General features: G+C 72.7%; 22 protein-coding genes. 13 read left to right on the top strand and 9 right to left on the bottom strand.

The window, feature by feature from the left end:
- Positions 1 to 349: 349 nt before the first annotated feature.
- Positions 350 to 1,243 (top strand): alpha/beta hydrolase, encoded by an 894-nt coding sequence (locus E6R60_RS25100; RefSeq protein ID WP_136328984.1) that lies wholly within the window; start codon positions 350 to 352, stop codon positions 1,241 to 1,243.
- Between the two features lie 60 nt (positions 1,244 to 1,303).
- Here E6R60_RS25100 and E6R60_RS25095 read toward each other — a convergent pair whose 3' ends face one another.
- Genes E6R60_RS25095 through E6R60_RS25085 form a run of 3 tightly spaced genes read right to left on the bottom strand, consistent with a single transcriptional unit; the run spans position 1,304 to position 4,500 of the window.
- Entirely contained in the window at positions 1,304 to 2,956 is a 1,653-nt protein-coding gene (locus tag E6R60_RS25095; protein ID WP_136328904.1) for a transporter, read from the bottom strand.
- Entirely contained in the window at positions 2,953 to 3,792 is an 840-nt protein-coding gene (locus tag E6R60_RS25090) for an ABC transporter ATP-binding protein (RefSeq protein ID WP_240802674.1), read from the bottom strand. The genes E6R60_RS25095 and E6R60_RS25090 overlap by 4 nt, the downstream gene beginning before the upstream one ends.
- A gap of 51 nt (positions 3,793 to 3,843) precedes the next feature.
- Positions 3,844 to 4,500 (bottom strand): bifunctional DNA primase/polymerase, encoded by a 657-nt coding sequence (locus tag E6R60_RS25085; RefSeq protein ID WP_136328982.1) that lies wholly within the window; start codon positions 4,498 to 4,500, stop codon positions 3,844 to 3,846.
- Between the two features lie 321 nt (positions 4,501 to 4,821).
- Here E6R60_RS25085 and E6R60_RS25080 point away from each other — a divergent pair, with 321 nt between their 5' ends.
- Complete coding sequence (locus E6R60_RS25080; protein WP_136328903.1) at positions 4,822 to 6,204, top strand: transcriptional regulator; 1,383 nt, start codon at positions 4,822 to 4,824, stop codon at positions 6,202 to 6,204.
- 196 nt (positions 6,205 to 6,400) lie between these two features.
- Positions 6,401 to 7,915, top strand: coding sequence for a hypothetical protein (locus E6R60_RS25075; protein ID WP_206309509.1), 1,515 nt, complete (start codon positions 6,401 to 6,403; stop codon positions 7,913 to 7,915).
- A gap of 33 nt (positions 7,916 to 7,948) precedes the next feature.
- On the opposite strand, the gene E6R60_RS25070 is transcribed toward E6R60_RS25075, so the two are convergent.
- Positions 7,949 to 9,229 (bottom strand): ABC transporter substrate-binding protein, encoded by a 1,281-nt coding sequence (locus E6R60_RS25070; protein ID WP_136328902.1) that lies wholly within the window; start codon positions 9,227 to 9,229, stop codon positions 7,949 to 7,951.
- Between the two features lie 174 nt (positions 9,230 to 9,403).
- On the opposite strand from E6R60_RS25070, the gene E6R60_RS25065 reads away from it, so the two are divergent.
- Together E6R60_RS25065 and purU are read left to right on the top strand one after the other, a co-directional pair.
- Positions 9,404 to 9,847 (top strand): hypothetical protein, encoded by a 444-nt coding sequence (locus E6R60_RS25065; RefSeq protein WP_136328901.1) that lies wholly within the window; start codon positions 9,404 to 9,406, stop codon positions 9,845 to 9,847.
- Positions 9,848 to 9,890: 43 nt separating this feature from the next.
- Complete coding sequence (gene purU / locus E6R60_RS25060; RefSeq protein WP_136328900.1) at positions 9,891 to 10,769, top strand: formyltetrahydrofolate deformylase; 879 nt, start codon at positions 9,891 to 9,893, stop codon at positions 10,767 to 10,769.
- Positions 10,770 to 10,777: 8 nt separating this feature from the next.
- On the opposite strand, the gene E6R60_RS25055 is transcribed toward purU, so the two are convergent.
- A complete protein-coding gene (locus E6R60_RS25055; RefSeq protein ID WP_136328899.1) occupies positions 10,778 to 12,196 on the bottom strand; it encodes a zf-HC2 domain-containing protein in 1,419 nt (472 codons plus the stop codon).
- Positions 12,193 to 12,762: a sigma-70 family RNA polymerase sigma factor gene (locus tag E6R60_RS25050; protein ID WP_136328898.1), complete on the bottom strand. Its 570-nt coding sequence runs from the start codon at positions 12,760 to 12,762 to the stop codon at positions 12,193 to 12,195. Before E6R60_RS25050 ends, E6R60_RS25055 begins: the two co-directional genes overlap by 4 nt.
- 313 nt (positions 12,763 to 13,075) lie before the next feature.
- Between E6R60_RS25050 and E6R60_RS25045 the strand changes: the two genes are divergently transcribed.
- Positions 13,076 to 13,450 (top strand): STAS domain-containing protein, encoded by a 375-nt coding sequence (locus E6R60_RS25045; RefSeq protein ID WP_136328897.1) that lies wholly within the window; start codon positions 13,076 to 13,078, stop codon positions 13,448 to 13,450.
- A gap of 70 nt (positions 13,451 to 13,520) precedes the next feature.
- Positions 13,521 to 14,039 (top strand): EF-hand domain-containing protein, encoded by a 519-nt coding sequence (locus E6R60_RS25040; RefSeq protein ID WP_136328896.1) that lies wholly within the window; start codon positions 13,521 to 13,523, stop codon positions 14,037 to 14,039.
- An 867-nt stretch (positions 14,040 to 14,906) separates the two neighbouring features.
- On the opposite strand, the gene E6R60_RS25035 is transcribed toward E6R60_RS25040, so the two are convergent.
- On the bottom strand, positions 14,907 to 16,445 hold the full coding sequence (locus tag E6R60_RS25035; protein WP_136328895.1) for an AMP-binding protein: 1,539 nt from the start codon (positions 16,443 to 16,445) through the stop codon (positions 14,907 to 14,909).
- A 135-nt stretch (positions 16,446 to 16,580) separates the two neighbouring features.
- Between E6R60_RS25035 and E6R60_RS25030 the strand changes: the two genes are divergently transcribed.
- The 4 genes from E6R60_RS25030 to E6R60_RS25010 all read left to right on the top strand — a co-directional run bounded on the left by E6R60_RS25030 (position 16,581) and on the right by E6R60_RS25010 (position 20,897).
- The gene (locus E6R60_RS25030; protein ID WP_136328894.1) at positions 16,581 to 17,774 is read left to right on the top strand and encodes an amidohydrolase family protein; all 1,194 of its coding nucleotides are present in this window, start codon (positions 16,581 to 16,583) and stop codon (positions 17,772 to 17,774) included.
- A gap of 11 nt (positions 17,775 to 17,785) precedes the next feature.
- Positions 17,786 to 18,943, top strand: coding sequence for an acyl-CoA dehydrogenase family protein (locus E6R60_RS25025; protein ID WP_136328893.1), 1,158 nt, complete (start codon positions 17,786 to 17,788; stop codon positions 18,941 to 18,943).
- Between the two features lie 7 nt (positions 18,944 to 18,950).
- The gene (locus E6R60_RS25020) at positions 18,951 to 19,949 is read left to right on the top strand and encodes an acyl-CoA dehydrogenase family protein (RefSeq protein ID WP_136328892.1); all 999 of its coding nucleotides are present in this window, start codon (positions 18,951 to 18,953) and stop codon (positions 19,947 to 19,949) included.
- A 435-nt stretch (positions 19,950 to 20,384) separates the two neighbouring features.
- On the top strand, positions 20,385 to 20,897 hold the full coding sequence (locus E6R60_RS25010; RefSeq protein ID WP_240802673.1) for an ATP-binding protein: 513 nt from the start codon (positions 20,385 to 20,387) through the stop codon (positions 20,895 to 20,897).
- Between the two features lie 58 nt (positions 20,898 to 20,955).
- Here E6R60_RS25010 and E6R60_RS25005 read toward each other — a convergent pair whose 3' ends face one another.
- Positions 20,956 to 21,882, bottom strand: a complete 927-nt coding sequence (locus tag E6R60_RS25005) for a cyclase family protein (RefSeq protein WP_136328890.1) — start codon at positions 21,880 to 21,882, stop codon at positions 20,956 to 20,958.
- Positions 21,883 to 21,965: 83 nt separating this feature from the next.
- Between E6R60_RS25005 and E6R60_RS25000 the strand changes: the two genes are divergently transcribed.
- Positions 21,966 to 22,883: an SDR family oxidoreductase gene (locus E6R60_RS25000; protein WP_136328889.1), complete on the top strand. Its 918-nt coding sequence runs from the start codon at positions 21,966 to 21,968 to the stop codon at positions 22,881 to 22,883.
- Positions 22,884 to 23,241: 358 nt separating this feature from the next.
- Positions 23,242 to 24,291: a Zn-dependent alcohol dehydrogenase gene (locus E6R60_RS24995; protein WP_136328888.1), complete on the top strand. Its 1,050-nt coding sequence runs from the start codon at positions 23,242 to 23,244 to the stop codon at positions 24,289 to 24,291.
- Here E6R60_RS24995 and E6R60_RS24990 read toward each other — a convergent pair.
- On the bottom strand, positions 24,288 to 25,286 hold the full coding sequence (locus E6R60_RS24990; protein ID WP_136328887.1) for a helix-turn-helix domain-containing protein: 999 nt from the start codon (positions 25,284 to 25,286) through the stop codon (positions 24,288 to 24,290). The genes E6R60_RS24995 and E6R60_RS24990 overlap by 4 nt on opposite strands.
- Positions 25,287 to 25,436 lie beyond the last annotated feature (150 nt).

Raw genomic sequence — 25,436 nt, 5'->3', positions numbered from 1 at the left:
GCGCTGTCGCGGTCCGCTCCGGCGCACGCCCCCGCCCCGGCCCTCGCGTCCCGTTCGGCCGGGGGCCCGGAGACGACGGATGGCCCCGGCGCCGCAAGGCACCGGGGCCTGTCCTCCCCTGTTCCGACCTGGAGCCCCGAGCTCTCTAGGTCGGTTCCCGCGAGCCCTCATCCCCGAGTGGCCCGCCTCCCGGAGAAGATCTCCCCTCCGTGGCGGACGTCAATCCTGGGAGGCGGTCACTCGAACGAGCGGTGTTGTGCGCCGGAACCCGGTTTTCGAATACAAGTTCGATAGTCTGGGCGACGCGACCACGGGGTGATCGAGGGACCTGAAGGGGGTGCCAGAAACGATGGTGCGGCGCATCGATGTGACCGGAACCGACGGCGTACGCCTCGCGGCCTGGGAGTTCGCCGACCCGCCCAAGGAGCGCGCGGAGGGCGCACGCGCCGGGGGCGTCTTACTGCTCCACGGACTGATGGGCCGGGCCTCGCACTGGGCCTCCACCGCCCGCTGGCTCGCCGAGCGGCACCGGGCGGTCGGCCTCGACCAGCGCGGACACGGCCGCAGCGAGAAGCCGGCCGAGGGTCCCTACACCCGCGAGGCGTACGTCGCCGACGCCGAGACCGCGATCGAGCAGCTCGGCCTCGCCCCCGTCACCCTCGTCGGGCACTCGATGGGAGCGCTCACCGCCTGGCAGCTCGCCGCGAAGCGCCCCGACCTCGTCCGGGCCGTGGTCATCTGCGACATGCGGGCCTCCGCCCTGGGGGCGGCCTCGCAGCGGGAGTGGGAGGACTGGTTCAGGTCCTGGCCGGTTCCCTTCGCCACCTTGTCCGACGTGCGGAAGTGGTTCGGCGAGGACGACCCCTGGGTGGAGCGCCCCAACCCGGCCCGCGGTGAGTTCTTCGCCGAGGTGATGGCCGAGCGGGCCGACGGATGGCGGCCCGTGTTCTCCCGCCGGCAGATGCTCACCTCCCGCGCGACGTGGGTCCACGACGCGCACTGGGAGGAGCTGGCACAGGTCAGATGCCCGACCCTGGTGCTCCGCGGCTTGGACGGCGAGCTGGGCCGGGCGGAGGCCCAGGAGATGGTCCGGGTGCTGCCCCGCGGGCAGTACGCGGAGGTGGCCGACGCCGGCCATCTCGTCCACTACGACCAGCCCGAGGGCTGGCGCGCCGCGGTCGAACCCTTCCTGGAGCAGCTCGCCGAGGACACCGAGGACGACCGGGAACCGGTGGCCCCGTGACGCCCGGGCCCCGTGCCGTCGCGCCCGGCGCGACCTGTCCGGCAACGCCCGTCCCGCACCTCACCCCTTGCTGACCGCCGCAAGGATCTCCGGCAGGCGGTCCGCCGTGCGGGGCGCGGCGACCCGCAGCCCGCCCCAGGCGATCAGCGTCCCGTACACGGCGCCCACCGGCAGCAGCAGCCACAGCAGGCCTTCCGCGTCGGCGAGATGCAGCCAGATCGTCAGACCGATCACAGGGGCGCACAGCAGCGCCGCCGAGACCATGCCGCCGAAGACCGAGATCCAGGCGAGCCCCGCCTGCCCGGGCGCCACGTTCTTGAACGCCCCGTCCTGCGGGATCGAGTAAGGGAAGTTCGCCGAGGCCACCGCGCCCGTCGCCAGCATCGCGCCCAGCAGGGCGAAGGAAAGTCCCATGACCCCCGGCAGGACCTCCCAGTCCCCGATCACCGCAGCCGTCAGGACGGTCACGAGGACCGTGTACGGCAGGGTGATCAGCAGCAGAGCCAGGGCCCGGGCCCGCAGTTCGAGGTACGCGTCACGGGTCGAGGAGATCGTCAGCGCCACCATCCAGAACGCGGAGGTGTCCTGCCCGAACTGGTTGTACATCTGGATGCCGAGCATCCCCGCCCCGAAGCACGCGAAGTAGACCGACCCCGTGCCCTGCAGCGCGTTGAACAGCGGCACGATCAGCCCGATCGCCAGCGCCGTCACCCAGGCGGCCTTGGTCTTCGGGTCCCGGGCGACGTACCGCAGACTGCGCTGCATCACCGTGCCGGTGCGCCCCTCGGGGAACAGGGACCAGAGGCCGGTGGCGCCGCCGCCGGACGTCGTGCGGGCCGGCTCGGCGGCGGAGAGCGTGGAGCCGTCCGGCGCCGTCATCAGCTTCTCCAGACTGCGCCGCCACAGCACCACCAGCAGGCCCAGCGCGGCCGCGGAGAGGAGGAGTTGCGCGGCGGCCCGTCCGTACGCCCCCTGGGACGCGGAGTCGACCGAGCCGACCGCCGAGGCGGGCGGCAGCCAGCGCACCACGTCCGCCGCAGGGTCGAGAGCGGACAGGCCGCCCGCCCGGCCGAGCTGCTGCGCGCCGAAGTTGACGGCCTGGACCCCGACGGCGATCACGAGCCCGCTGAGCACCGCGAGATCACGGCCCTTGCGCGAGGTCAGCAGCCGGGTGTTGGCCGTGGCGACGGCCCGCGCCAGCGCGACGCACACCAGCAGGGTCAGCGGGGCCGCCACCACCGCGAACGCGACGGCGCCCGCCCCGTGCGCCACCGCGGCCACCGAACCGGCCGCCAGGCAGAGCGTGAACAGCGGACCGATGCCGACGAGCGAGGACACCAGCAGGGCCGTGACCAGGGGGCGGGGCCGCAGCGGCAGCATGACCAGGCGGCTCGGATCGAGGGTCTCGTCGCCGGCGGCGAAGAAGACCGGCATCACGGCCCAGCCGACCGCCAGCACCCCGGCCAGCAGCACGACCAGGGAGCCCGCGTGGGCGTGGCCGCGCAGGGCGATCAGCCCGATCAGCTGGCCCAGGGCGAGCAGCAGGGCGCCCACGAGGGACGCGATGTACACCGCCCGTCGGCCGGCCGACTGCCGCAGCCCGTTGCGGAGCAGGGCGAGCTTGAGGCGTACGAGGACGGGGACGAGGTCCCTGCCGCCTGCCGGGCGGTATGCCGGGGAGCCGGGACCGGCCGGGGCGTCGAGGACGCTCATCGCGCACCGCCGAGCCAGTCCAGAGCGGCTCCGTTGTCGCGGTCGCCCGCGCCGACGAGTTCCAGGAACGCGTTCTGCAGCGAGGACGCCTCGCCGCGCACCTGGCCGAGTGTGCCCTGGGCGCGGATGGTGCCCGCCGCCATGACGGCCACCCAGTCGCAGAGCGACTCGACGAGTTCCATCACATGGCTGGAGAAGACGACGGTGGCCCCGGAGCCGGTGTAGCGCTCCAGGACCCCGCGGATGGTCTGCGCCGACACCGGGTCGACGCCCTCGAACGGTTCGTCGAGGAAGAGCACTTCGGGGTTGTGGAGCAGCGCGGCGGCGAGCCCGATCTTCTTGCGCATGCCCGTCGAGTAGTCGATGACGAGCTTGTGCTGGGCGCCCGCGAGGTCCAGGACGTCCAGCAGCTGCGTGGCCCTGCTGTCCACCTCGGCACCGGGAAGGCCGCGCAACCGGCCGGTGTAGGCGAGGAGTTCGCGGCCCGAGAGGCGTTCGAAGAGCCGCAGCCCCTCCGGCAGGACGCCGATCCGGGCCTTCACCTCGACGGGGTCGCGCCAGACGTCGCGGCCGCCGATCTCGATCCGGCCCAGGTCGGGGCGGAGCAGACCGGTGACCATGGACAGCGTGGTGGTCTTTCCGGCGCCGTTGGGCCCCACCAGGCCGATGAACTTGCCAGCGGGCAGCACCAGATCGATTCCGGCGACCGCGGTGTGGCCGCCGAACCGCTTCCACAGCCCTTCCACCCGCACGGCGGGCGGCGCCGCCCCCGGCGCATCGGGCTCGGCGGTCCGGTCGGTCCGGTCGGCTCCGTCGGTCTCTGTGCGGTCCGGCATGTCCACGCCCTTCGAAGTCCCCTGTATGGGGGCCACCTTACGAAAGGCGGCCTACGAACGGCGGCTCCGGGCGTCGGCGGCCTCGCGCCCGCAGGCGTAGGCGAGCGGGCTGATGAGCTCCTCCACCTCGGGGAGCCAGCGGTTGGCGGTGGAGGGGCTGCGGGCCCACTGCACCGCTCCGGCGCCGCCGACGCGGGTCGGCGGGGCGGCGACGTAGCGGCCCTCGCCGATTCCGCGCAGGCCGATGGCGGCCGCGTCCCAGCCCACCCGCCGGACGAGACCGTCGGCCTTGGCCGCGGAGCCCGGAAGGACGAAGAACTGCATCCGGCGGTCGGGGGTGCGGGTGACCGGTCCGAGCGGCAGGCTCATCCGCTCCATCCGGGCCAGTGCCAGGAAGCCCGCCGACTCCGGTACGTCGATCGCGTCGAAGGCGCGTCCGGTCGGCAGCAGGATCGAGGCCCGGGGCTGCTGCGACCACATCCGGCGGGCCGCCGCACCGCTGCCGGTGGCCCGCTCCGCCCAGTCGGCCAGGACCGGATGGGCGCCGGGCGCCGCGCAGTCCGCCTCGCCGCACGAGCACCGCTCCATGCCGCCGGCCGCCTCCAGCCAGGCGCCCGGGCACACGTCCCAGTGCCGCTCCTCCGCGTACCGCACCGCCGCGTCGAGCAGGTGCTCGGCACGCTGCTGGGGGATCTGTGCGGCTTCCATGACTCCGATGGGCTCTTCCACGCACAGCACAACTCCCGCCGCCACCTGGGGTTACGGGCGCGGCGGGCGCGGTTGCGACCGGCGCTCACGCATACGGGGCGCATCGATGCACGGGCGGGGGCGCGCGGGAGGGACGGAGGCGGGTGGCGGGTAGCCCCCTACGGGAAATCCGGCAGAGTTCGCTCGGCATCCTAGGGCGCGTGCCGGGCGAAAGGGGTGGAGACGCGCCAAAAGTGACCAACACGAGAAATCAGCGAATTTCTCAGGCATATGTCGGGCAGTGATTCCTTCCACGATCACTGCGGCCTCAGGGGGAGATACATGTCAGCCAGGCCTCTCGTCGCACGCCAGCCGAACGAACGGCTCCAGACGCTCATTCAGGAAGCGGGATGCTCCAACGCGGGCCTCGCCCGCCGCGTCAACATGGTCGGAGCCGAGCGCGGGCTCGACCTCCGCTACGACAAGACCTCCGTCGCCCGCTGGCTGCGAGGACAGCAACCCCGCGGCAGGGCGCCGGGGATCATCGCCGAGGCCCTCGGCCGCAAGCTCGGACGCACGGTCACGATCGACGAGATCGGCATGGCCAACGGCAAGAACCTGGCGTCCGGGGTCGGTCTGCAGTTCGCCCCCACGGTGACCGGGGCGATCGAGCAGGTCAGCGAGCTGTGGCGCAGCGACGCCGGCCGCCGTGACTTCCTGTCCGGTTCCACGGTCGCGTCCTCGGCGCTGGTCGAGCCCAGCCGCGACTGGCTGATCTCCGGTGCGGACCCGCAGGTGGCGCGGGCGGCCGGGGCCCGGGTGGGGATGCCGGACGTCGAGGCGGTGCGGGCGACGACGGCGGCGCTGGTCGATCTGGACCACCGCTTCGGGAGCGGTCATGTGCGGCCGGTGCTGGTGCACTACCTGAACAGCGTGGTCTCCGGGCTGCTCTCGGGGGCGTACCGCGAGTCGACCGGGCGCCAGCTCTTCGCCGCGGTCGCGCGGCTCACCGAGCTCGCCGGGTACATGGCGATCGACACCGGCCAGCCGGGTCTCGCCCAGCGCTACTACATCCAGGCCCTGCGCCTCGCCCAGGCGGCGGGCGACCGCGCCTACGGCGGTTATGTGCTGGCCGCCTCGATGAGCCATCTCGCGGCGCAGCTCGGCAATCCCCGGGAGATCGCCCAGCTGGCCAGGGCGGCGCAGGAGGGGGCGCGCGGGCGGGTCACGCCGCGTGCGGAGGCGATGTTCTACGCGGCGGAGGCCCGCGGCCACGCGCTGCTCGGGGACGCGCGGACCACGCAGGCGGTGGCGGCCCGGGCGCTGGCGGCGCTGGAGCAGGCCGATCCGGACAGCGGTGACGATCCCGACTGGATCGCCCACTTCGACCACGCCTATCTCGCCGACGAGCTGGCGCACTGCCACCGCGACCTCGGCCAGGCGGAGGCGGCCGCCCGCCGGGCGAAGGAGGCCCTCGGCGGCCTCCCGGAGTCCCGGACCCGCCGCCGGGGCATCGGGCTGGCCCTGCTGGCCGCGGCGCAGGTGCAGCTGCGGGAGGTGGAGCAGGCCTGCCACACCGGGACGCGGGCGATGGAGCTGCTGGGCACGGTGCGCTCCAGCCGGGGGACGGAGTATCTGGACGATCTGCAGCAGCGCCTGGTGCCGTACGGGGACGAGCCGGCGGTACGCGAGTTCGGCGCCCGGCTGGAACTGCAGGCGGCCTGACGGGAGGGCGTTCCGGGGCCGGTGCCGTCGCGCGGGCCGGGGCGTGGTGGGCGCGCCCCCTTAACTGCGTCCCGGGCGCGCCGGGCGTTACAGCCGGCGTGAAGAGAGCGTGCGCGACCACACGCACTTGGCGAACGGCGGGGACCACCCGATAGCGTGAGCCGACGATTCCATAGGTTCACACGTAGGAGTCCCGGTGACACAGAGCGGACAGGGTGACGAGCAGCAGCTCCCTGCTGTACGACCCGCGCACGAGGGCGTCGTGCTGCCCGCGGGCGGCGGCGAGCCCTGGACGCCGGGGGGACCCGCGGACCAGGCGGTCCCGGCCGGCGGTCAGCCGTGGGGCCAGCCCTGGGGGCCGCAGCCGCCGGCTCAGGACCCTGCCCAGCAGGCTCAGCAGGCCCAGCACCAGGGCGGATACGGGCAGGACGCGTACGGGCCGGGGCAGCAGCAGTACGGGCAGCAGGCGCAGCACGGGCAGTACGGCCAGGGGCCGCAGACTCCCGGGTACGGCCAGGACCCGCAGCCGCCCGCCCAGCAGCACGCGCAGCAGCCCCCGCCGTCGCCGTACGCCCAGCCGCTGCCTCCCGAGGCGGTGCCCGGCGGGGGCGGCGACGCGGACGCCACGCAGTACATCGCCCCGGTGCCGGCCGGTCCCGGCCCGGGCGGTCTGCCGCCGGAATCCCCCGCCGAGTCCACGCAGTTCCTCGGCCAGTCCCAGCAGCAGGCGTACCAGCAGCCCGGCTCCCACGGCGGGCCGCCGCCCGCGCAGGGCGGCCAGGACGCCGACGCCACCCAGTACATACCGCCCGTGCCCGGGGGCGCCCCGTACGGCATACGGCCCGGGGCGCCCGGTGAGCGGCAGCCCCCCGCCGAGTTCGACAACCTCTTCCGCAGCGACGAACCGGCGGGCGCGACCCAGCAGATGCCCCGGTTCGACCCGGCGCAGCAACACCAGCAGCAGTTCCCGGGCGGCCGGCAGCCGTACCGGAGCGGGCCGCCCCCTCAGGCGTACCAGCAGGCGCCCCCGTACTCGGGGCCCGAGGACGGGGTGCCGCAGGACGGGCGGGACGGGCGGCGCAAGAAGTCCGCGCACATCCCGCTGATCGCCGCGGTCGTCGTCGGCTGCGCCGTGATCGGGCTCGGGGCCGGCGCCCTGATGAGCGGCGGCGACGACAAGGGGGAGGACGCCAAGCAGCCGGTGGCATCGGCGAGTTCGACCGCGCCGCAGCCGTCCACCCAGGCCGCCGAGGACCCGGCGAAGCCGCAGGCGGAGGCGCTCGACAAGCTCCTCGCGGACAGCAACAACAGTCGGGCCGCGGTCATCGGCGCGGTGGAGAAGGCCAAGAACTGCACCGACCTGGACAAGGCCGTGGCCGATCTCAAGGGCGCCGCCCAGCAGCGTCGCGACCTGGTGACCCGGCTCAAGGGGCTGTCGGTCGACAAGCTGCCGGACAACGCCGGGTTGACCGCCTCCCTCACCAAGGCCTGGCAGGCGTCCGCCTCGGCGGACGACCACTACGCGGCGTGGGCGGCGCAGGCCAAGAGCAAGAAGGTGTGCAAGAAGGGCAAGGCCCGCCCGACCTCGCACTACCAGCAGGCCAATGTGCAGAGCGGCGAGGCGACCAACGCCAAGAAGCAGGCGTCCAGGCTGTGGAACGCCATCGCGGTGAAGTACGGCCTGACGAAGCGCGCGTCCACCGCGCTCTGAGCGCGGTGCGGGAGTCCCCGGGCGCCCGGGGACTCAGCCGGTCGCGCTGGCGTCCGACAGCGTGTTCGTCACGTCCACGAAGCCCTTCCTGTCGGCGACCAGCCGGCCGTCGCGGACGACCTGGAACGTCACCTTGCTGTTCACGATGCGCGGATACGCGGACGAGCCGATCATGTCCTCGAAGCGCCAGCGCAGGACGGGGGTCAGACCGCCGGTGTCCACCCGGGTGCCGTGGTTGAGGGCTTTGGTGACCTCCCGGGAGGTGATCTCCGCCTCGTCCAGCGACTCGACGATCGACTTGAGGGCGGTGTAGGCGATCCACGTCGTCTGCACCCCCGTGTCATCCGGGTCGATGCGGTTGTCCGCGAAGGCGTGCTCGCTGATCACCTTCCGCATCAGGTCCCAGCGGGCGTCTCCGGGGGCCGGGTACCACCCGGTGACGTACGCGCCCTCGAACGGGCTCTCGCGGCCGCCGGTGCGGTCGATGAGCGGCTGGCCGATGCTGCCGAGGACCGAGGAGATCCGCACCGATCCGCCGGCCGGCTCCAGCCGCCGGAAGGAGTCGAAGAAGGTCTCCGTGCGGTCGCCGAGCACCGCCGTCACACAGCCCCCGTCGCTGCCCGCCCCCGTCAGCGCGCGCCCGGCCGCCTCGTCGTACGACGTGGTCTCCTCCGCGGCCCGGACGTCGACCGGGGCCGGCCGGCGGGCCTCGGTGAGTCCGGTGTTGAGGAGCCATGCCTGGGTGTCACCGCTCAGGGTGTCGGGACGCACCAGGGAGACGCGTTCGCAGGTGGCGGCCAGCTGCTTGGCGTTGCCCGCCAGGAGGGCCGACTGGCCGCCGGTGACCGGGTAGGACATGTAGCTGCGGAATTCCTCCTCGGAGGCGCCGTAGCCGCCGATGTACGGAATCCCGGCGACTTCGAGCGGTGCCATGAACGCCCGCCCGTGCCGGCTGTACGAGCCGAGGACGGCGACGGCCTTCTCCTTGACGGCCCGGCGGGCGCAGTTGCCCGCGCCGACCGAGGTGTCCTGCTCGTCGCAGGTGACCACGCGCAGCTCGTGCCCGTCGATCCCGCCCTCGCCGTTGATCCAGCGGGCGTACGCCTGCGCCATCGCGGTCATGCCGGCCATGTTGGCGGCATCCGGTCCCGACGCGCCGCCGGGCGCCCAGGTCACGACGGTGACGGGCTCCCTGGAGCCCCCCGATGCTCCAGGGAGTGCGCCGCAGCCGGTCATCAGCAGAGCCCCTGCCGCCACCGCACCGGTGAGCAGCCTGAAAGGGCGGAGGGAGGTGGGGCGTCGCCGTCCGGTCATGGACACAGACACTTCCCGTCCCGGGGTAACGGCGCGGTGTGCCCCGTTCAACGCTCGGTGACGGACAGGTGAATTGCAGGGGCCCGTACGGAACGCCGGAAAGGGAACGTACGATCGACAACCGTGCAGCAAGGTTCCGAGAACTCTTCCCGTCGCGGCCGTCGCTCCTCCACCATGGGCGGCATGCCGCTCAATGACCTTCCGTGGTGGCGCTGGCGCAGCAACGTGCGCTCGGCGCTGCACATGCTCTCCGACCCCGTCTTCCACCACGAGTGCTGGCTGGCCGGCCGGGAGGGATACGGCGACGTCACCGACGCCGTGTACCGCCTGGTCGAGGACACCTGGCTGGACAACTGGTCCGCCGAGAAATACGTCGGCACGGTCTTCCGGGACTCCGGCGAGGCCGCCCTCGTCGACGTCGCCGTGCTGCGGGTGCTGCGCATCATGCACCAGGTCGGCGCGGACGCCCCCGTCTCCGCCTACCTGGAGCACCACGGCTGGCCGGAGGCCGTCCGGGCCGCCCGCGAGGCCCATGTGCTGCTCGCCACGAACGACGGCGAGGAGCCCGACGTCCCGCCGCGCTCCCTTGACGTGCTCCGCATCATGACCAGGAGCTGAGAGGCCGCCGCGGAACCGCGGACGGGTATGGCACGCTACGGGGATGACCGCGTCGCAGCCTGCCCAGACCGCCCCCGAGCAGTACGTCCTCACGCTTTCGTGCCCTGACAAACAGGGCATCGTGCACGCCGTGTCGAGTTATCTCTTCATGACCGGCTGCAACATCGAGGACAGCCAGCAGTTCGGGGACCACGACACGGGCCTGTTCTTCATGCGCGTCCACTTCTCGGCCGACAGCCCGGTGACGCTCGACAAGCTGCGGGCGAGCTTCGCGGCCATCGGCGATTCCTTCCGGATGGACTGGCAGATCCACCGCTCCTCGGACCGGATGCGGATCGTGCTGATGGTCAGCAAGTTCGGCCACTGCCTCAACGACCTGCTGTTCCGTTCCCGCATCGGGGCCCTGCCGGTCGAGATCGCGGCAGTCGTCTCCAACCACACGGACTTCGCCGAGCTGGTCGCCTCGTACGGCATTCCCTTCCGCCACATCCCCGTGACCAGGGAGAACAAGGCGGAGGCGGAGGCGCAGCTGCTGGAGCTGGTTCGCGAGGAGGACGTGGAGCTGGTCGTCCTGGCCCGCTACATGCAGGTCCTCTCGGACGACCTGTGCAAGCAGCTCAGCGGCCGGATCATCAACATCCACCACTCGTTCCTGCCGAGCTTCAAGGGCGCCAAGCCGTACCACCAGGCGCACGCCCGCGGTGTGAAGCTGATCGGGGCGACGGCGCACTACGTCACGGCCGACCTCGACGAGGGGCCGATCATCGAGCAGGAGGTCGAGCGGGTGGGCCACGGTGTGACGCCCGACCAGCTGGTCGCCATCGGACGCGATGTGGAGTGCCAGGCCCTGGCCCGTGCGGTGAAGTGGCACGCGGAGCGGCGCATCCTCCTGAACGGCCGCCGCACGGTGGTCTTCGCGTAGCAGGCGGCTCAGAGCCTGCTGAGCGAGGCCGCCGCGAAGAGCACGTCCCGGATCGCCTCGCGGTCCCCGCGCTGGCCGGCCGCCGCCTCCACGGGCGGGACGTGCCCCGCCACCAGCTGGCAGAACTCCACGCCGTCCAGCGCGACCTGCGCCACCGTGTGCTCGGCGGAGCCGAGGGCGGCGGGGGAGTCCAGCGCGATGTACCAGTCGCCGCCGCCCGAACCCTCGACCTCCAGATGGAGCGAACGCCCCGGGGACCCCGCCGTCACCAGCTGACGGGCCGGACCGGCGAGTCCCGCCCGGCGGCGCACGGCCAGCGCGGCCGGCAGCAGCCGCGCCGCCAGGTCGATCATGCGGTGCAGATGGGCGGCGGAGGGCGGCTCGTACGGATAGTCGACCGCCTCGGCGATGTCACCGGCGTGCACCCAGCACTCGAAGGCGCGGTCCAGCAGCGCGTCCTGGAGCGGCAGGGCGAAGTCACCGTAGGAGACGGACAGCTCCGAGACGTCGCGCCCCACGAAGGACACGGTGCGGATCAGGGCGTGGCTCTGGTCGCGCCACGGTTCGCGGATGCCGCGGGTCAGCGGACGCCGGGCGGCCGACCAGTACGTCTCGGTGCGCCGGGTGGGCGCGAGCGGCAGTCCGGAGCTACGGCGCGGGGCGCCGGGAACGCTCTCGGCCAGCGGGTCCTCGAGCCCGAGCGCCGCGCTGACCAGGCCGTCCACGGCCATCAGATGACCGATGACACCGGCGACCGTCGTCTTGCGGTTCACCCCGCGCTCGCCCTCGAACCACTTCAGCCGCACCGGCGCGTGCCACTCCGAGCCGCCGATGTCGCGCAGCAGCGCGTCGAGCCGGGCCGTCTCCGCGTCGTACGGGGCGGCCCACTCCGGAACCGGGATCGTGGCCGGCCGGCGCTTCAGGCAGTTCCCCAGCACGCGGGTCCGGAGCATCGGATCGAGGTCCAGGCTGCGATCGGTGTGCAGGAGGCCCACCGCGTCGCGCAGCCGCAGCGCCTCGTCCGCGCAGGGGGCGCACTCCGTCAGGTGCGCCTCCACGGCCTCCGTCTCCGCGGCCGAGCACGCGGTCAGCGCCCAGGCGCCGAGAAGGGCCTTCAGCACGCGGTGCGGGAGCACGAGGGCGGGCGGGCCGGCCTCGTCGACGCGCGGCCGGCCCAGTGCCGCCTCCGGCTCCGGTGCCTGGACGCGCTCGGGTTCCTGGGCGGGCTCGGGTGCCTGGGTGGGCTCGGGTTCATGGGCGAGCTCGGCTTCTGGCACGGGCTCCGGTCGCCGGGCGGGCGGGGGCGGGACGAACCGGCTCGGGTCGAGGTCGTCGGCGGCGGCCCGCGGGCCCGGTATGCGCCGGGCGCCCCGCACCTCGTCGTCCCGTCCCTCGCCCTCGTCGAGGCCGCCCGTGTCATCGCTCACAGCGGCCGCCCGTATCCGGGCGGCGGGGAGCCCTCCAGCGGACGCGCGTGCGCGGTGGACAGCAGCTGCAGCCCGAGCCGCAGCCGGCGCCGCGCCTCGTCCTCGGTGACCCCGAGATCGGTCGCGGTCTGCCGGTAGTCGCGGCGCTGGATGTACGCGAGCTCCAACGCGGCCCGCAGCGGTGCGGGCATGGACGCGACGATGTAGTCGGCCCGTGCCGCGGCCGTGGCCCGCCGCACCCGCTCCTCCAGGCCGGCCTCCTCGTGCCCCTCGTCCGCCCCGTACTCCCGGCGCAGCCGCTGCACGGATTCGCGGTGCGTGAGCCGGGCGACCCAGGAGCGCATCGAGCCCTGCTTGGGGTCGTACGCGTCGGGGTTCTCCCACACGTAACCGAACACCGCGCGGGTGACGAGGTCCGCGGCGCTCTCGTCGTCGAGCATCCGGTTGGCCTGACTGTGCACGAGGGAGGCGAACCGGTCGTAGAGCTCGCCGAGGGCCGCCGCCTCGCCGCGCGCCAGCCGCTGCTGCATCCTGCGGTCCCAGCGGGGTGGTGCGTTTTTAGCCATCCGACCCCCAGCCCTGTGCCGTCAGGGCCGCTCGCCCTGTACCCCTCGTCACACCGAATGTAGTCGGCCAGGCTGACCGAGCACGCCCCTTTACAGCAAGTACGTCCCCACGATCGCCCTGGATGGTAGGGAATGCGGCACCCCACGGCAGCGGAATCGGACCCGAAGTGATCATTTCTGCCCGAAAGTGTTCTGGGCCTTCCTGTGTGAGGCGGTGTTTCATGGGCGGTACACCGGGGCAGCCGCGAGGAGGAACGCAAACTTCCGGATCGCTGGAATCCCCTGGGATCCCCGGAACGAGAGGCCCAGTCGCGTGACACTCAGAGTGGCCGAGACCGAACGGGGTGCGTGGACCGTTCTGCACATGCGCGGCGAACTGGACCTGGTGACCTCACCCGTCGTCCGCCAGTCCGTCCACGACGCGGTGGCCGTGGGCCGCCACGACGTCGTGCTCGACCTCTCCGAGGTCTTCTTCTGCGACTCCAGCGGTGTCAGCGTCCTGATCGCCTCCCGCCGCCTGATGCGCTCCTGCGGCGGCCGGCTGCGCCTGATCCTGCCCTCCCGCGGCGCCGAGGACGGCTCCCACGTCAACCGGGTGCTCGGCGCGCTCGGCGTCCGCCGTCTGTTCGAGGTCTACCCCGACTGGGACTCGGCCGTCGACGACGAGGCCCAGCCCCTCTCGGCCTGAGCGCCGAGTCGTCACACCGGTGACGCGCGTAAGTGACACGGGACGCCCGCAGGCGTCGTACGCTCCCCGCATGGACAGCGCAGAGTATGAGCGCAAGATCGCCTTCCGCTTCGCCGCCTTCGACCAGGACGGCAACGGCTACATCGATCGCGCGGATTTCAACGCAGCCGCGGCCCGTCTGCTCACCGAATTCGGTACGACGGCCCGCTGCGACAAGGGCCAGGCGCTCTACACCGGGGCCGAGGCGTTCTGGCAGGGCATGGCGGGCATCGCCGACGTGGACGGGGACCAGCGGGTCACCCGCGAGGAATTCGTGGGCGGCGCGGTGAAACGGCTCCGCGACAGCCCCGAACGCTTCGCGGAGATCGCCCGCCCCTTCCTCCGGGCGGCGATCGCGGTCGCCGACCAGGAGAACGACGGCGCGGCGGTCTCGGCGGTGGAACGGGCCCTGCGCGTCCTCGGCGCCAGCCCGGACGCGGCGGCGTTCGCCGCGCAGAGCCTGGACGCGGACCGCGACGGGCGCATCGCGGAGGCGGACGTGGTGGCGGCGTTCGCCGCGTATTTCACTGTGATCGAGCCCGACGCGTAGCCCTTGGGCGGGCGGCAGGTTGCGCATGGCCCTTCCGGTGGGCGGCGCCTTGTTTTGGTTGCCCCTTGCCGGGGAGCGGGTCCCGTGCGGGGCGCGGCATCCTGTCGTGGTGGCCCCTGTCCGGGGCTCGGGGTTCCGTCCTCAAGCGCCGGACGGGCTTGAGATGTGCGGGTCCCCTGCGGGGGGCGGGTCCGTTGCGGGGCGCGGCGCCCTGTTTTGGTTGCCCCTTGCCGGTGCGCGGGGTTCCGTCCTCAAGCGCCGGACGGGCTTGGGGTGTGCGGGTCCCCGTGCGGGGTGCGGGTCCGTTGCGGGGCGCGGCGCCCTGTTTTGGTTGCCCCTGTCCGGGGCTCGGGGTTCCGTCCTCAAGCGCCGGACGGGCTTGGGTGGTGCGGGTGCTCCGCGAGGTTTTGCGCCCGTGTCCGGTGGGTGGGGGTTCGGGGTCCCTCCGGGGCGTCTCCTCAAACGACGAACGTTCCGCCGGTACGCAGCGGACCCGGGTCGGTGTTCGTCGTCCTGCGGGGACTCCCCTGCACGCCCCCGAACCCTGCCCGCCGTGCGTCTGCGGCAGTCGCAGGGCCGGTGTGCAGACGCGACTGAGGCCGGGTGGGGGCGTGCAGGGGAGTCCCCGCAGGAAATGGCGTACGACTCGGGTCGTTTTCCCACCGGGCCGCACATGCCATTTCTGAGGAGTCTCCCCGGAGGGACCCCACCCCCACCCACCGGACAGAGGCGAACGCCCGCACAACACGGAGCACCCGCACCACCACAGCCCGTCCGGCGATTGAGGACGGAACCCCGCGCAACGCGGAGCACCCGCACCACCAAGGGAACCCGCACCCCGCAAGGGGCCCCGCACCCCGGACCGGGTCACACGCTGAAGCGGGCCCGCAACTCGTACTTCAGGACCTTCCGCAGCGCCTCGTTCCGGGGCATCGCGTCCACCAGTTCCAGTTGCTCCGGAAGCTTGTGGACCGACAGGCCCTCGTCGCGCAGGTATGCCGTGAGTTCGGGGAGGGTGAGCGCGGCGGCGCCGGGGGGTTGTTCCACCACCGCGCAGACGCGCTCGCCGCGCGACTCGTCGGGGAGGCCGATCACCGCCGCGTCGCCCACGCGGGGGTGGCGGGCCAGGAGGTCCTCTATTTCCTTCGCCGAGATGTTCTCGCCCTTGCGGATGATGACGTCCTTCAGCCGCCCGGTGAGCACCAGGTGCCCGCTCGGCCGGACGTGCCCGAGGTCGCCCGTGATCAGGAAGCCGTCCTCGTCGAAGGGCGGGGCGGCCCCCAGGTAGCCCCGGCAGACCGCCTCGCCCCGGAGGCGGACCTCGCCGTCCGTGCCGTGGGGGAGAGGCGCGCCGTCCTCGTCGGTGATCCGGATCTCCATGCCCTCGGGCGGGCGGCCCTCCGTCTCGGCCAGCTGTTCCACCGTGTCGTCGGGGGAGCCCATCGTGATCATGGGGACTTCGGTCATGCCGTAGCCGTGGGTGAGCTGGACGCCCATCTCGCGTACGACCGCGTGGTAGATCTCCGGGGGTTTGGGGGCGCCGCCGCCCGCGAGGAGGCGGAGGGTGGGGATGAGGGGCGTGGCCGGGGTCTTGCGCTGTTCGGTGAGGAACATGGAGTAGAACGCGGTGGAGCCGCCCGCGACCGTCACCCTGTGGCGCCGGTAGTCCGCGAGGGCGTCCGGCATCGCGAAGTGCTCGAACAGCACTGCGGGGAAGCCGTACAGGAGCAGCATCACCGCGTAGTCCGGGCCGCCGACGTGGGCGAACGGGAAGGCCACGGAGCCGACGTCGTCCGCCGACAGGCGCAGTGCGTGGGCCAGGCAGGAGCCGCCCGCGATCAGGCTGCGGTCGGTGTGCAGGACCCCCTTGGGGTCGGAGGTGGTGCCCGAGGTCCAGTAGATCCAGCGGACGGTGGTGCCGTCGGGGGGCGGCGGGGGCAGGGCCGCGGGGTCGCCGTCCGGGAGGGTGCCGTACGCCTCGAAGACGCGGGGCGGGTGCGGGAGGTCCGCCGAGAGGCGGGCGGCCATGGCCGTGTGGTCGAACCCGCGCCAGGTGCCCGGAACCGCGAAGTGCTCGGCCCCCGCCTCGCGCAGGGCGAAGCCGACCTCGCGGTCGCGGTAGAAGGGGATGACGGGGGTCTGCACCGCGCCGAGCCGGGTCAGGGCGAAGGACAGCAGGACGGTTTCCAGCCGGGTCGGCAGTTGCCAGGCGACGACGGTGCCGGGGCGCACCCCCTCGGCGTACAGGCCGGCCGCCACGCGTTCGGCCCGGGTGCGCAGGTCGCCGAAGGTGAGCGTGCGGTCGTCCTGGATGAGGAAGGCGCGGTCAGGCGTCAGGGCGGCCCGGCGTTCGATGAGCTCCCAGAAGGTGCCGGATGCGCCCAGGGCGTGTGCGGTCTCGTTCACGGCGAACCCCTCACAGCTGACGGGTAGTCAGATCGTGCGGAGAGCGTAGAGCGCTGCGCCTTGTCGGTCCAGGGGCGCGGGGCTAGCCTGTGTCGATCTGACGGGTCATCAGAAATGCGCGCCGAAGGGGACACCATGACGGAACTGCCTCGGATCGTCAGCGTCGACGACCATGTGATCGAGCCGCCGCACCTCTTCTCGGCCTGGCTGCCGGCCAAATACCGCGCACGCGGGCCGCAGCCCCTGACGGCGGGCATCGGTGAGCTGGCCTACACGGGCGGGAAGTACGTCATCACGATGGATCCGGACGGCCCGCCGACGGATTGGTGGATCTACGAGGACCTCAAGTTCCCGTACAAGCGGAACATCGCCGCGGTGGGGTTCGACCGCGACGACATGACCCTGGAGGGGATCACCCGGGCGGAGATGCGGCGCGGGTGCTGGGATCCCGTCGAACGGCTGAAGGACATGGACCTCAACCATGTGGAGGCGAGTCTGTGCTTCCCCACCTTCCCGCGCTTCTGCGGGCAGACCTTCGCGGAAGCGCATGACAAGGAGGTCGCCCTCGCCTGCGTGCGCGCCTACAACGACTGGATGGTCGAGGAGTGGTGCGGGGACAGCGGCGGCCGGCTGATTCCGCTGTGCATCATCCCGCTCTGGGACATCGGTCTGGCGGTCGCGGAGATCAGGCGGAACGCGGCGCGGGGGGTGCGGGCGGTCACCTTCTCGGAGATCCCGACGCATCTGGGGCTGCCCTCGATCCACACCGGGTACTGGGACCCGTTCTTCGCCGTCTGCCAGGAGACCGGCACGGTCGTGAACATGCACATCGGGTCCAGCTCGCAGATGCCCGCGGCCTCGCCGGACGCCCCGCCCGCCGTCCAGGCCTCGCTCTCGTTCAACAACGCGATGGCCTCGATGATGGACTTCCTGTTCAGCGGGGTGCTGGTGAAGTTCCCCCGGCTCAAGCTGGCCTACAGCGAAGGGCAGATGGGCTGGATTCCGTACGCACTGGAACGCGCCGACGACGTCTGGGAGGAGCACCGGGCCTGGGGCGGGGTGCGCGATCTGATCCCCGAGCCGCCGTCCACGTACTACTACCGGCAGATGTTCTGCTGCTTCTTCCGCGACAAGCACGGGGTGGCGTCGCTCGATGTGGTCGGACGGGACAACGCCACGTTCGAGACCGACTATCCGCACGTCGACTCGACCTTCCCGCACACCAAGGAGGTCGCCCTCGACCACGTCAAGGGACTGGACGACGAGACCGTCTACAAACTGATGCGCGGGAACGCGATCCGGATGCTCGGTCTCGACCTCGACAAGTAGGCGCGTGCCTCATGGAACTCGCGTACACGGAGGAAGAGGAAGCCTTCCGGGCCCGGCTGCGGGAGTGGCTGGCCGCCGTGCTGCCCGGGCTTCCGGCGAAACCGGATCCGGGGGACTGGCCGGGGCGGCGCGCGTACGACGCCGGCTGGCAGAAGCTGCTGTACGACGCCGGGTACGCGGGTCTGCACTGGCCCGCCGACGCCGGCGGCCGGGGCGCCACCCCCACGCAGCACCTGATCTTCCTGGAGGAGACCGAGCGGGCCGGGGCGCCCTACGTCGGGGCGAACTTCGTCGGACTGCTGCACGCCGGGCCCACCATCGCCGCCGAGGGCACCGCCGGGCAGCGGGCGCGCTGGCTGCCGCCGGTGCTGCGGGGTGAGGAGATGTGGTGCCAGGGGTTCAGCGAGCCGGAGGCCGGATCGGACCTGGCCTCGCTGCGGACCCGGGCCGTGCGCGACGGTGACGCGTACGTGGTGAGCGGGCAGAAGATCTGGACCTCGCACGCGGAGGTCGCCGACTGGTGCGAGCTGTTGGTGCGGACGGACGCCATGGCGCCGAAGCACCGGGGGATCAGCTGGCTCGCGATGCGGATGGACAGCCCCGGCGTCACCGTCCGGCCGCTGCGGACCCTCGCCGGGTCCGCCGAGTTCGCCGAGATGTTCCTGGACGAGGTGCGGGTGCCCGTCTCGCACCGGGTCGGGGCGGAGAACGACGGCTGGCGGGTCACCATGGTCACCCTCTCCTTCGAGCGCGGCACGGCGTTCGTGGGCGAGGTCGTCGCCTGCCGCCGGACGCTGGACGCGCTGGCCGCCGAGGCGCGAAGGAGCGGACGGTGGGACGACGCGGTGCTGCGGCGGAGGCTGGGCCGGCTCAACGCCGAGCTCCGGGCGTTGTGGCGGCTCACCCAGTGGAACGTCAGCGAGGCGCAGGCCGGCGGGGGAGTGCCGGGGGTCGGCGGCTCGGTCTTCAAGCTGCGGTACTCGCACGCCCGCCAGGAGCTGTACGAGGCGGCGGCCGAGGTGCTCGGCGCGGGCGGGGACCTGGACCTGGACCGGGAGTGGGTGCTGGACCGGCTGTCCTCGCTCTCGTACACGATCGCCGCCGGTACGTCGCAGATCCAGCGGAACATCGTCGCCGAGCGGATCCTCGGCCTGCCGAAGGGGCGGTGAGCGGAGGGTGGACTTCCAGCTCTCGGAGGATCAGCGGGCCCTGCGGACGGGGATGCGGGACCTGCTCGCGGGGCGGTTCGACAGGGACCGGATGCGGGCGGCGCACGAGCGGGGCGGGGGTGTGGACCGGGCGCTCTGGAGGGAGCTCGGCGCGGCCGGGTTCTTCGCGCTGCGGCTGCCGGAGGCGGCGGGGGGCGCCGGTCTCGCGCTGGCCGAATCCGTACTCCTGTTCGAGGAGGTGGGGCGGGCCCTGCTGCCCGGGCCGCTGGCCGCCACCCAGCTCGCCGCCGGAGTGGTGGAGGGGGCGGCGGAGGGCGAGGCCGTGGTGGCCCTGGCCGAGGCGGGGCGGCCCGTGGGCCACCTGGAGGGGGCCGACGCGCTGCTGATCCTGGACGGGGGCGGGGCGAGGGTGGTGACGGGGGAGGCGCTGCGCCGGCTGGCGTGCGCGGCCCGCCCCGTCCGGTCGCTCGATCCCGGTACGCCGCTGTGGCGGGTTCCGGACCTGTCCGCCTGCGAGGGCGAGGCGCTGCCCGACGGGGCGCGGGTGCGCTGCGAAGGTGCGCTGCTGGCGGCGGCCGAGCAGCTCGGCAGTGCTGCCCGCAGCCTGGAGGGGGCCGTCCAACACGCCGGTGAGCGGGAACAGTTCGGAGCGCCCATCGGGTCGTTCCAGGCGGTCAAGCACCTGTGCGCCGGCATGCTCGTGCGGACCGAACCGGCCCGCAGTGCCGTCTACGCGGCGGCGGTGACGTCGGACCCGGTGGAGGCCGCCGGCGCCAAGCTCCTCGCCGACGAGGCCGCCGTCGAGAACGCCCGGGACTGCCTCCAGGTGCACGGCGGCATGGGCTTCACCTGGGAGGCGGACGTCCACCTGCGGCTGAAGCGGGCCTGGCTGCGGGCCGGGGAGTGGCTGACGGCGGCGGACGCGGAGGAGGCGCTGGCGGCCGACCTGGGCCGGGCCGGGGCAGGTGGGTGCCGGGTGCACGCATGTGACGCCGTGGACCCCTGAGGTTCACGCTGCGGAGTGACGCAGTGGAGTCGGTCCGGGCCGATACCGGCTTGTGTCCTTTGCGTCATTCGTCACGGGCCGGAGTCGGCGCCGGGCTCGGGTACGCTCCGTGGGATGCGAGTGTTTCTGGAACCTGGCGATCCGGATGTGGCCTGTGCGGCGACTCCGGTCCGCGAGAGGTGCCCTGCTCGTGATCCACGCAGAAGCGCCGGGCCTGCCGGGGAAGCGGTTCCCCGGACTGTGACGCGCCTCTGTTCGACTCCCCGCAGAGTGCGTCGCACAGTATGCACCACGCGTACTCCTTCGCGTTGGAATATGCCCGAAGCGCTTGTTGCGGTGACTGTACGTCAACCATGCTGTCTCGCAAGGGAATCACGTTCCGTGACCCTGAGGAGGCGCGAGGCGATGTGTCCGCCGGTTCGGATGGTGTGAGCGGTGCAGGTGCTTCAGGTTCAGTTGGAGGTCGGGCCCGACCCCGCAGAAGTCGGACGGGCCCGCAGATGGGCGCGTTCGAGGCTCGTCGGGTCCGGGATAGGAGACGACGAGCCGCTGGCCGAGACGCTCATCCTGCTCATCTCGGAGCTCGTCACGAACGCGGTGGTGCACACCGGATGTCCGGCCGTGCTGCGCATGCTGTTCGGCTCGGCGGGGGCCCAGGGTGATGCCGGGACCGTCCGCGTCGAGGTGGCCGACACCAGCTGCCGCCCGCCGCAGCAGCGGCACGCGGCGGGCGAGGACACCGGCGGCCGCGGCCTCGAACTGGTCGACGGTCTGGCCGACCGCTGGGGCTGGCAGCCCGAGGGCGCGGGCAAGCGCATCTGGTGCGAGGTCGACCGGTCCGTCCCGCTGATCCAGGTGCAGCTGCAGCCCGGCTCCTGCGGAGTGGGCGCGCAGCCCGTCCCCGAGCGTGACGGCGCGGGCGTCGTCGCGGGCACCACGCGGGCGTAGCGCCGCTGTCGCGCACCGGGGGGCCCGTGGGGCACGGGCCCCCACCGCGCGGCGGGGATCAGAGGATCGCGACCGGGGCCACCGGGGTGCCGGTGGCCCCGACGAAGGGCTCCGGCATGGCGGAGAGCAGGAAGGCGTAGCGCCCCTCCTGCGCACAGGCTGTGGACAAGCCCTCCAGGTTCCAGTTCTGGCCCTGGAGCATGCCCATCTCGACCAGGTCGAGGGCGTGGACGCCCAGCCACAGGTCCTCGATCTCCGGCGGGAAGATCTCGAAGGTCAGCGTGTCATTGGCGACCGCGGACGCGTCGCGGGCCCGGAACCACTCCGGCGTGCGGATCGACAGACCCGGTGACGGATACCCGTAGGCGTTCTTGTCCCCGGAGAGATACACCTGCACCTGACCCGTCCGCACGAGGACGACGTCCCCGGACCGTACCCGGACCCCGGCCAGCTCCTCGGCCGCCTCCAGATCCTCGGGGGTGACCGCGTGGCCACCCGGCAGCCGGTCCACGCCGTGGGCGCGGGCCACGTCCAGCAGGACCCCGCGCGAGACGAGGTGCGGCGCCTTGTCGATGCCGCTGAACCGCGCGCCGCCGTGGGCGGTGATCGTGGCCGCGGGCCGGCCGTTGTAGATCTTCCCCGAGTGCGAGGCGTGGGTGAGCGCGTCCCAGTGGGTGGCGGTCTGCAGGCTCATGACCACGCTGTCGTCGCTGGTGGCCACGGTGCCGGGGCCGAAGAGCTCCTGGTTGATCTGGACCATGGTGTGCAGCGGGTTGACCCGTCCCGGGATCAGTCCGTTCTGCACGCCGTCCTGCTGGAGCGGCAGGGCGAGGGGGACGCGCAGACCGGACCGGACCGTGGCCGCCGCCTCGCGCACGACCTCGTCGGTGATGAGGTTGAGCGTGCCGATCTCGTCGTCGGCGCCCCAGCGGCCCCAGTTGTTGACGCGCTTGGCGAGGTCGTGGAACGCGTCCGGCAAAGACATGGGGCCTCCTGGGGCTTGTGCCGGCGGACCTGATGGCCCATAGAATCTAACGGACCGTCAGAAACCGCGGGAAGGGGCCGGGCATGGGGAACTTCTTGGCAGGCAAGGTGGTGGCCGTGACGGGCGCCGGACGCGGCATCGGGCGAGCCGTCGCGCTCGCCGCGGCGGCCGAAGGGGCGCGGGTCGTGGTCAACGACTACGGCGTCTCCGTCGAGGGCGGCGAACCGGCCAGTGAGATAGCCGAGTCCGTCGTCAAGGAGATCGTGGCGGCGGGCGGCGAGGCGGTCGCGGTGGCGGACGACATCTCCACCATGGCCGGAGGGCAGCGGGTCGTCGACACCGCGCTCGCGGAGTTCGGCCGCGTCGACGGGGTCGTCTGCGTGGCCGGCATCCTGCGGGAACGCATGCTCTTCAACATGTCCGAGGCGGAGTGGGACCCCGTGGTCGCCACCCATCTCAAGGGCACGTTCACCGTCTTCCGGGCGGCCTCGGCGGTCATGCGCAAGCAGGAGGGCGCCGGGACGCTGATCGGCTTCACGAGCGGCAACCACCAGGGCAGCGTCGCCCAGGCGAACTACAGCGCGGCCAAGGGCGGCATCATCTCGCTGGTCCGCAGCGCGGCGCTCGGCCTCCACAAGTACGGCGTCACGGCGAACGCGGTCGCGCCGGTGGCGCGTACCCGGATGTCCGCGAACGTCCCCATGGAGCTCAAGGAGATCGGCGAGCCGGAGGACGTGGCGGCGCTCGTCGTCTACCTCCTGAGCGAGCGGGCCCGCGCGGAGAAGATCACCGGCCAGGTGTACACGATCGCGGGCCCGAAGATCGCGGTCTGGGCCCAGCCGAGGGAACTGCGCGCGGGGTACGCGGAGGGGGCGGCGTGGACACCGGAACGGATCGCGGACTTCCTGCCGGGGACGGTGGGCACGGACCCGATGCCGATGCTGGCGCGTCTGGAGGAGATGGCGGCGGCGGCGAAGGCAGCGGCGCGGCCCAACGCGTAGCCCGCGTCGCCGCGGGCGGGCTGGCGTTGTCTCGCGCAGGCCCGCCTCCGCCCCTGCGGACGGGCCGCGGCCCGGTGGCCCTGCGGTCCTGTGGCTTGCGGGCTGTGTGGGCCTGCGGCCCTCCGCCCTTACGGCGGGCCGCGCCCCGGTTTCCGGGCGCGGGCGCGTTGCCGGGGCGCTGCCCCGGAACCCCGGTCCTCAATCGCCGGACGGGCTTAAAAGGGGCGTCCGTCCCGGGTGTGGACGGGTTCGGGGTGGGCGTTCGTCCCGGGCGTGGAGCGGCTTGACGGGGCCTCCGGCCCCAGGAGTACGGAACACCACCGCCGAGCGCGTCGCTCGGCCTAGCGAGGGAGCCCGGATGAGAGGCGTCGTCTTCGACGGCAAACGGACCGAGGTCGTCGACGACCTGGAGATACGCGGCCCCGGCCCCGGCGAGGTGCTGGTCGCCATCGCCGCCGCGGGGCTCTGCCACAGCGATCTGTCGGTGATCGACGGCACGATCCCCTTCCCCCTGCCGGTCGTGCTCGGCCACGAGGGCGCGGGCGTGGTCGAAGCCGTAGGCGCCGGCGTGAGCCATGTCGCGCCGGGCGACCACGTGGCCCTGTCCACCCTCGCCAGCTGCGGCGCCTGCGCACAGTGCGACCGGGGCCGGCCCACGATGTGCCGCAAGGCGATCGGGATGCCCGGTCAGCCGTTCTCGCGCGGCGGCACACCGCTGTACCAGTTCGCATCCAACTCGGCCTTCGCCGAACGGACCCTGGTCAAGGCCGTGCAGGCGGTCAGGATCCCCGCAGACCTGCCCCTGACCTCGGCCGCCCTGATCGGCTGCGGGGTGCTGACGGGAGTGGGGGCCGTACTGAACCGCGCCAAGGTCGACCGCGGCGAGAGCGTCGTCGTGATCGGCACCGGCGGCATCGGGCTCAACGTGATCCAGGGCGCGCGGATCGCCGGTGCGCTGACGATCGTCGCGGTCGACTCCAACCCCGGCAAGGAGGCCGTGGCGCGGCAGTTCGGCGCCACGCACTTCCTGACCTCGGCGAAGGGGGTCAGGGAGGTCCTGCCGCACGGCGCCGACCACGCCTTCGAGTGCGTGGGCCGCACCGAGCTGATCCGTACCGCGATCGACCTGCTCGACCGGCACGGCCAGGCGATCCTGCTGGGGGTGCCGGCGGCGACGGCCGAGGCGTCGTTCCTCGTCTCGTCGATGTACCTGGACAAGTCGATCCTCGGCTGCCGCTACGGCTCCTCGCGCCCGCAGCGCGACATCGCGCTGTACGCCGATCTGTACCGGGAGGGCCGGCTGCTGCTGGACGAACTGGTCACCGAGACCTACCCGGTGGAGGACTTCGCCAAGGCGGCGGACGACGCGCACCACGGGCGGGTGGCCCGGGGGGTGCTGGTCTTCTAGCGTCCCGGGACCCCGGCCGACGTCGACCGGAACGTTCGCCGGTACATGGTCGGCGACACCCCCAGGGCCGCCTGAAGATGCTGCCGGAGTGACGTGGCGGTGCCGAAGCCGGCGTCCCGCGCGATGCGGTCGACCGACAGGTCGGTCGATTCCAGCAGCCGGCGGGCCAGCTCCACCCGCTGCTGGGTCAGCCACTGGACCGGGCTGATCCCGGCCTCCTCGCGGAACCGCCGGGTGAACGTCCGTACGCTCATCGACTCCTGCTGCGCCATGTCGCGCAGCTGGATCGGGGATTCCAGCCGTCCGAGCGCCCAGGCGCGGGCGGTGGCCGTGGCGGAGGTCCCCGGGTCGGGGACCGGCCGCTGGATGTACTGGGCCTGGCCCCCGTCGCGGTGCGGCGGTACGACGGTGCGCCGCGCGACGTCGTTCGCGACGGCGGCGCCGTGGTCGCGGCGCACGATGTGCAGGCAGAGGTCGATGCCGGCGGCGACCCCGGCGGACGTCAGAACGTCGCCGTCGTCGATGAACAGGACGTCGGGGTCGACCCGGACGGCGGGGAACAGCTGCTGGAAGTGGTCGGCGGAGGACCAGTGGGTGGTGGCCGGCCGCCCGTCGAGAAATCCGGCTGCGGCGAGAACGTAGCTGCCGGTGCAGATGGAGACCATGCGCGTGCCCGGCCGGATGTGCGCGAACGCCGCGGCGAGTTCGTCGGTCAGCCGGCCCTCGGTGTAGACGGGCCCGAGTTCGTAGCTGGCGGGGATCACCACGGTGTCGGCCGTGGCGAGTATCTCCGGGCCGTTCTCGACGGTGATCGTGAAGTCCGCGTCGGTGCTGACCGGACCCGGCGGGCGGATCGAGCAGGTCACGACGTCGTACAGTTTGCGGCCCCGGTTGAGCGGCTCGGTGCCGATCGAGCGGCCGAAGATCCTCTGCGGGATGCCCAGTTCGAAGGGGAGCAGCCCGTCGAGGGCGAGAACGACGACCCGGTGCGCCACGGTACGGACTCCTTTCGCACTAGCTGGTGTAGACCATAAGCTGATAGACGTCCTCGGTGTGAAGGAAAAGTCAGCAGACCTCGCGGGCATTCCCGCCGCGGACCACACAGCCGTCGCGTGCGGGGCGCCGTCGTCGCCGCGCCTGCCAAC

This window comes from Streptomyces sp. A0642 (genome assembly GCF_004795105.1).
Taxonomy (GTDB): domain Bacteria; phylum Actinomycetota; class Actinomycetes; order Streptomycetales; family Streptomycetaceae; genus Streptomyces.
This window is presented reverse-complemented; position numbering and strand designations above follow the sequence as displayed.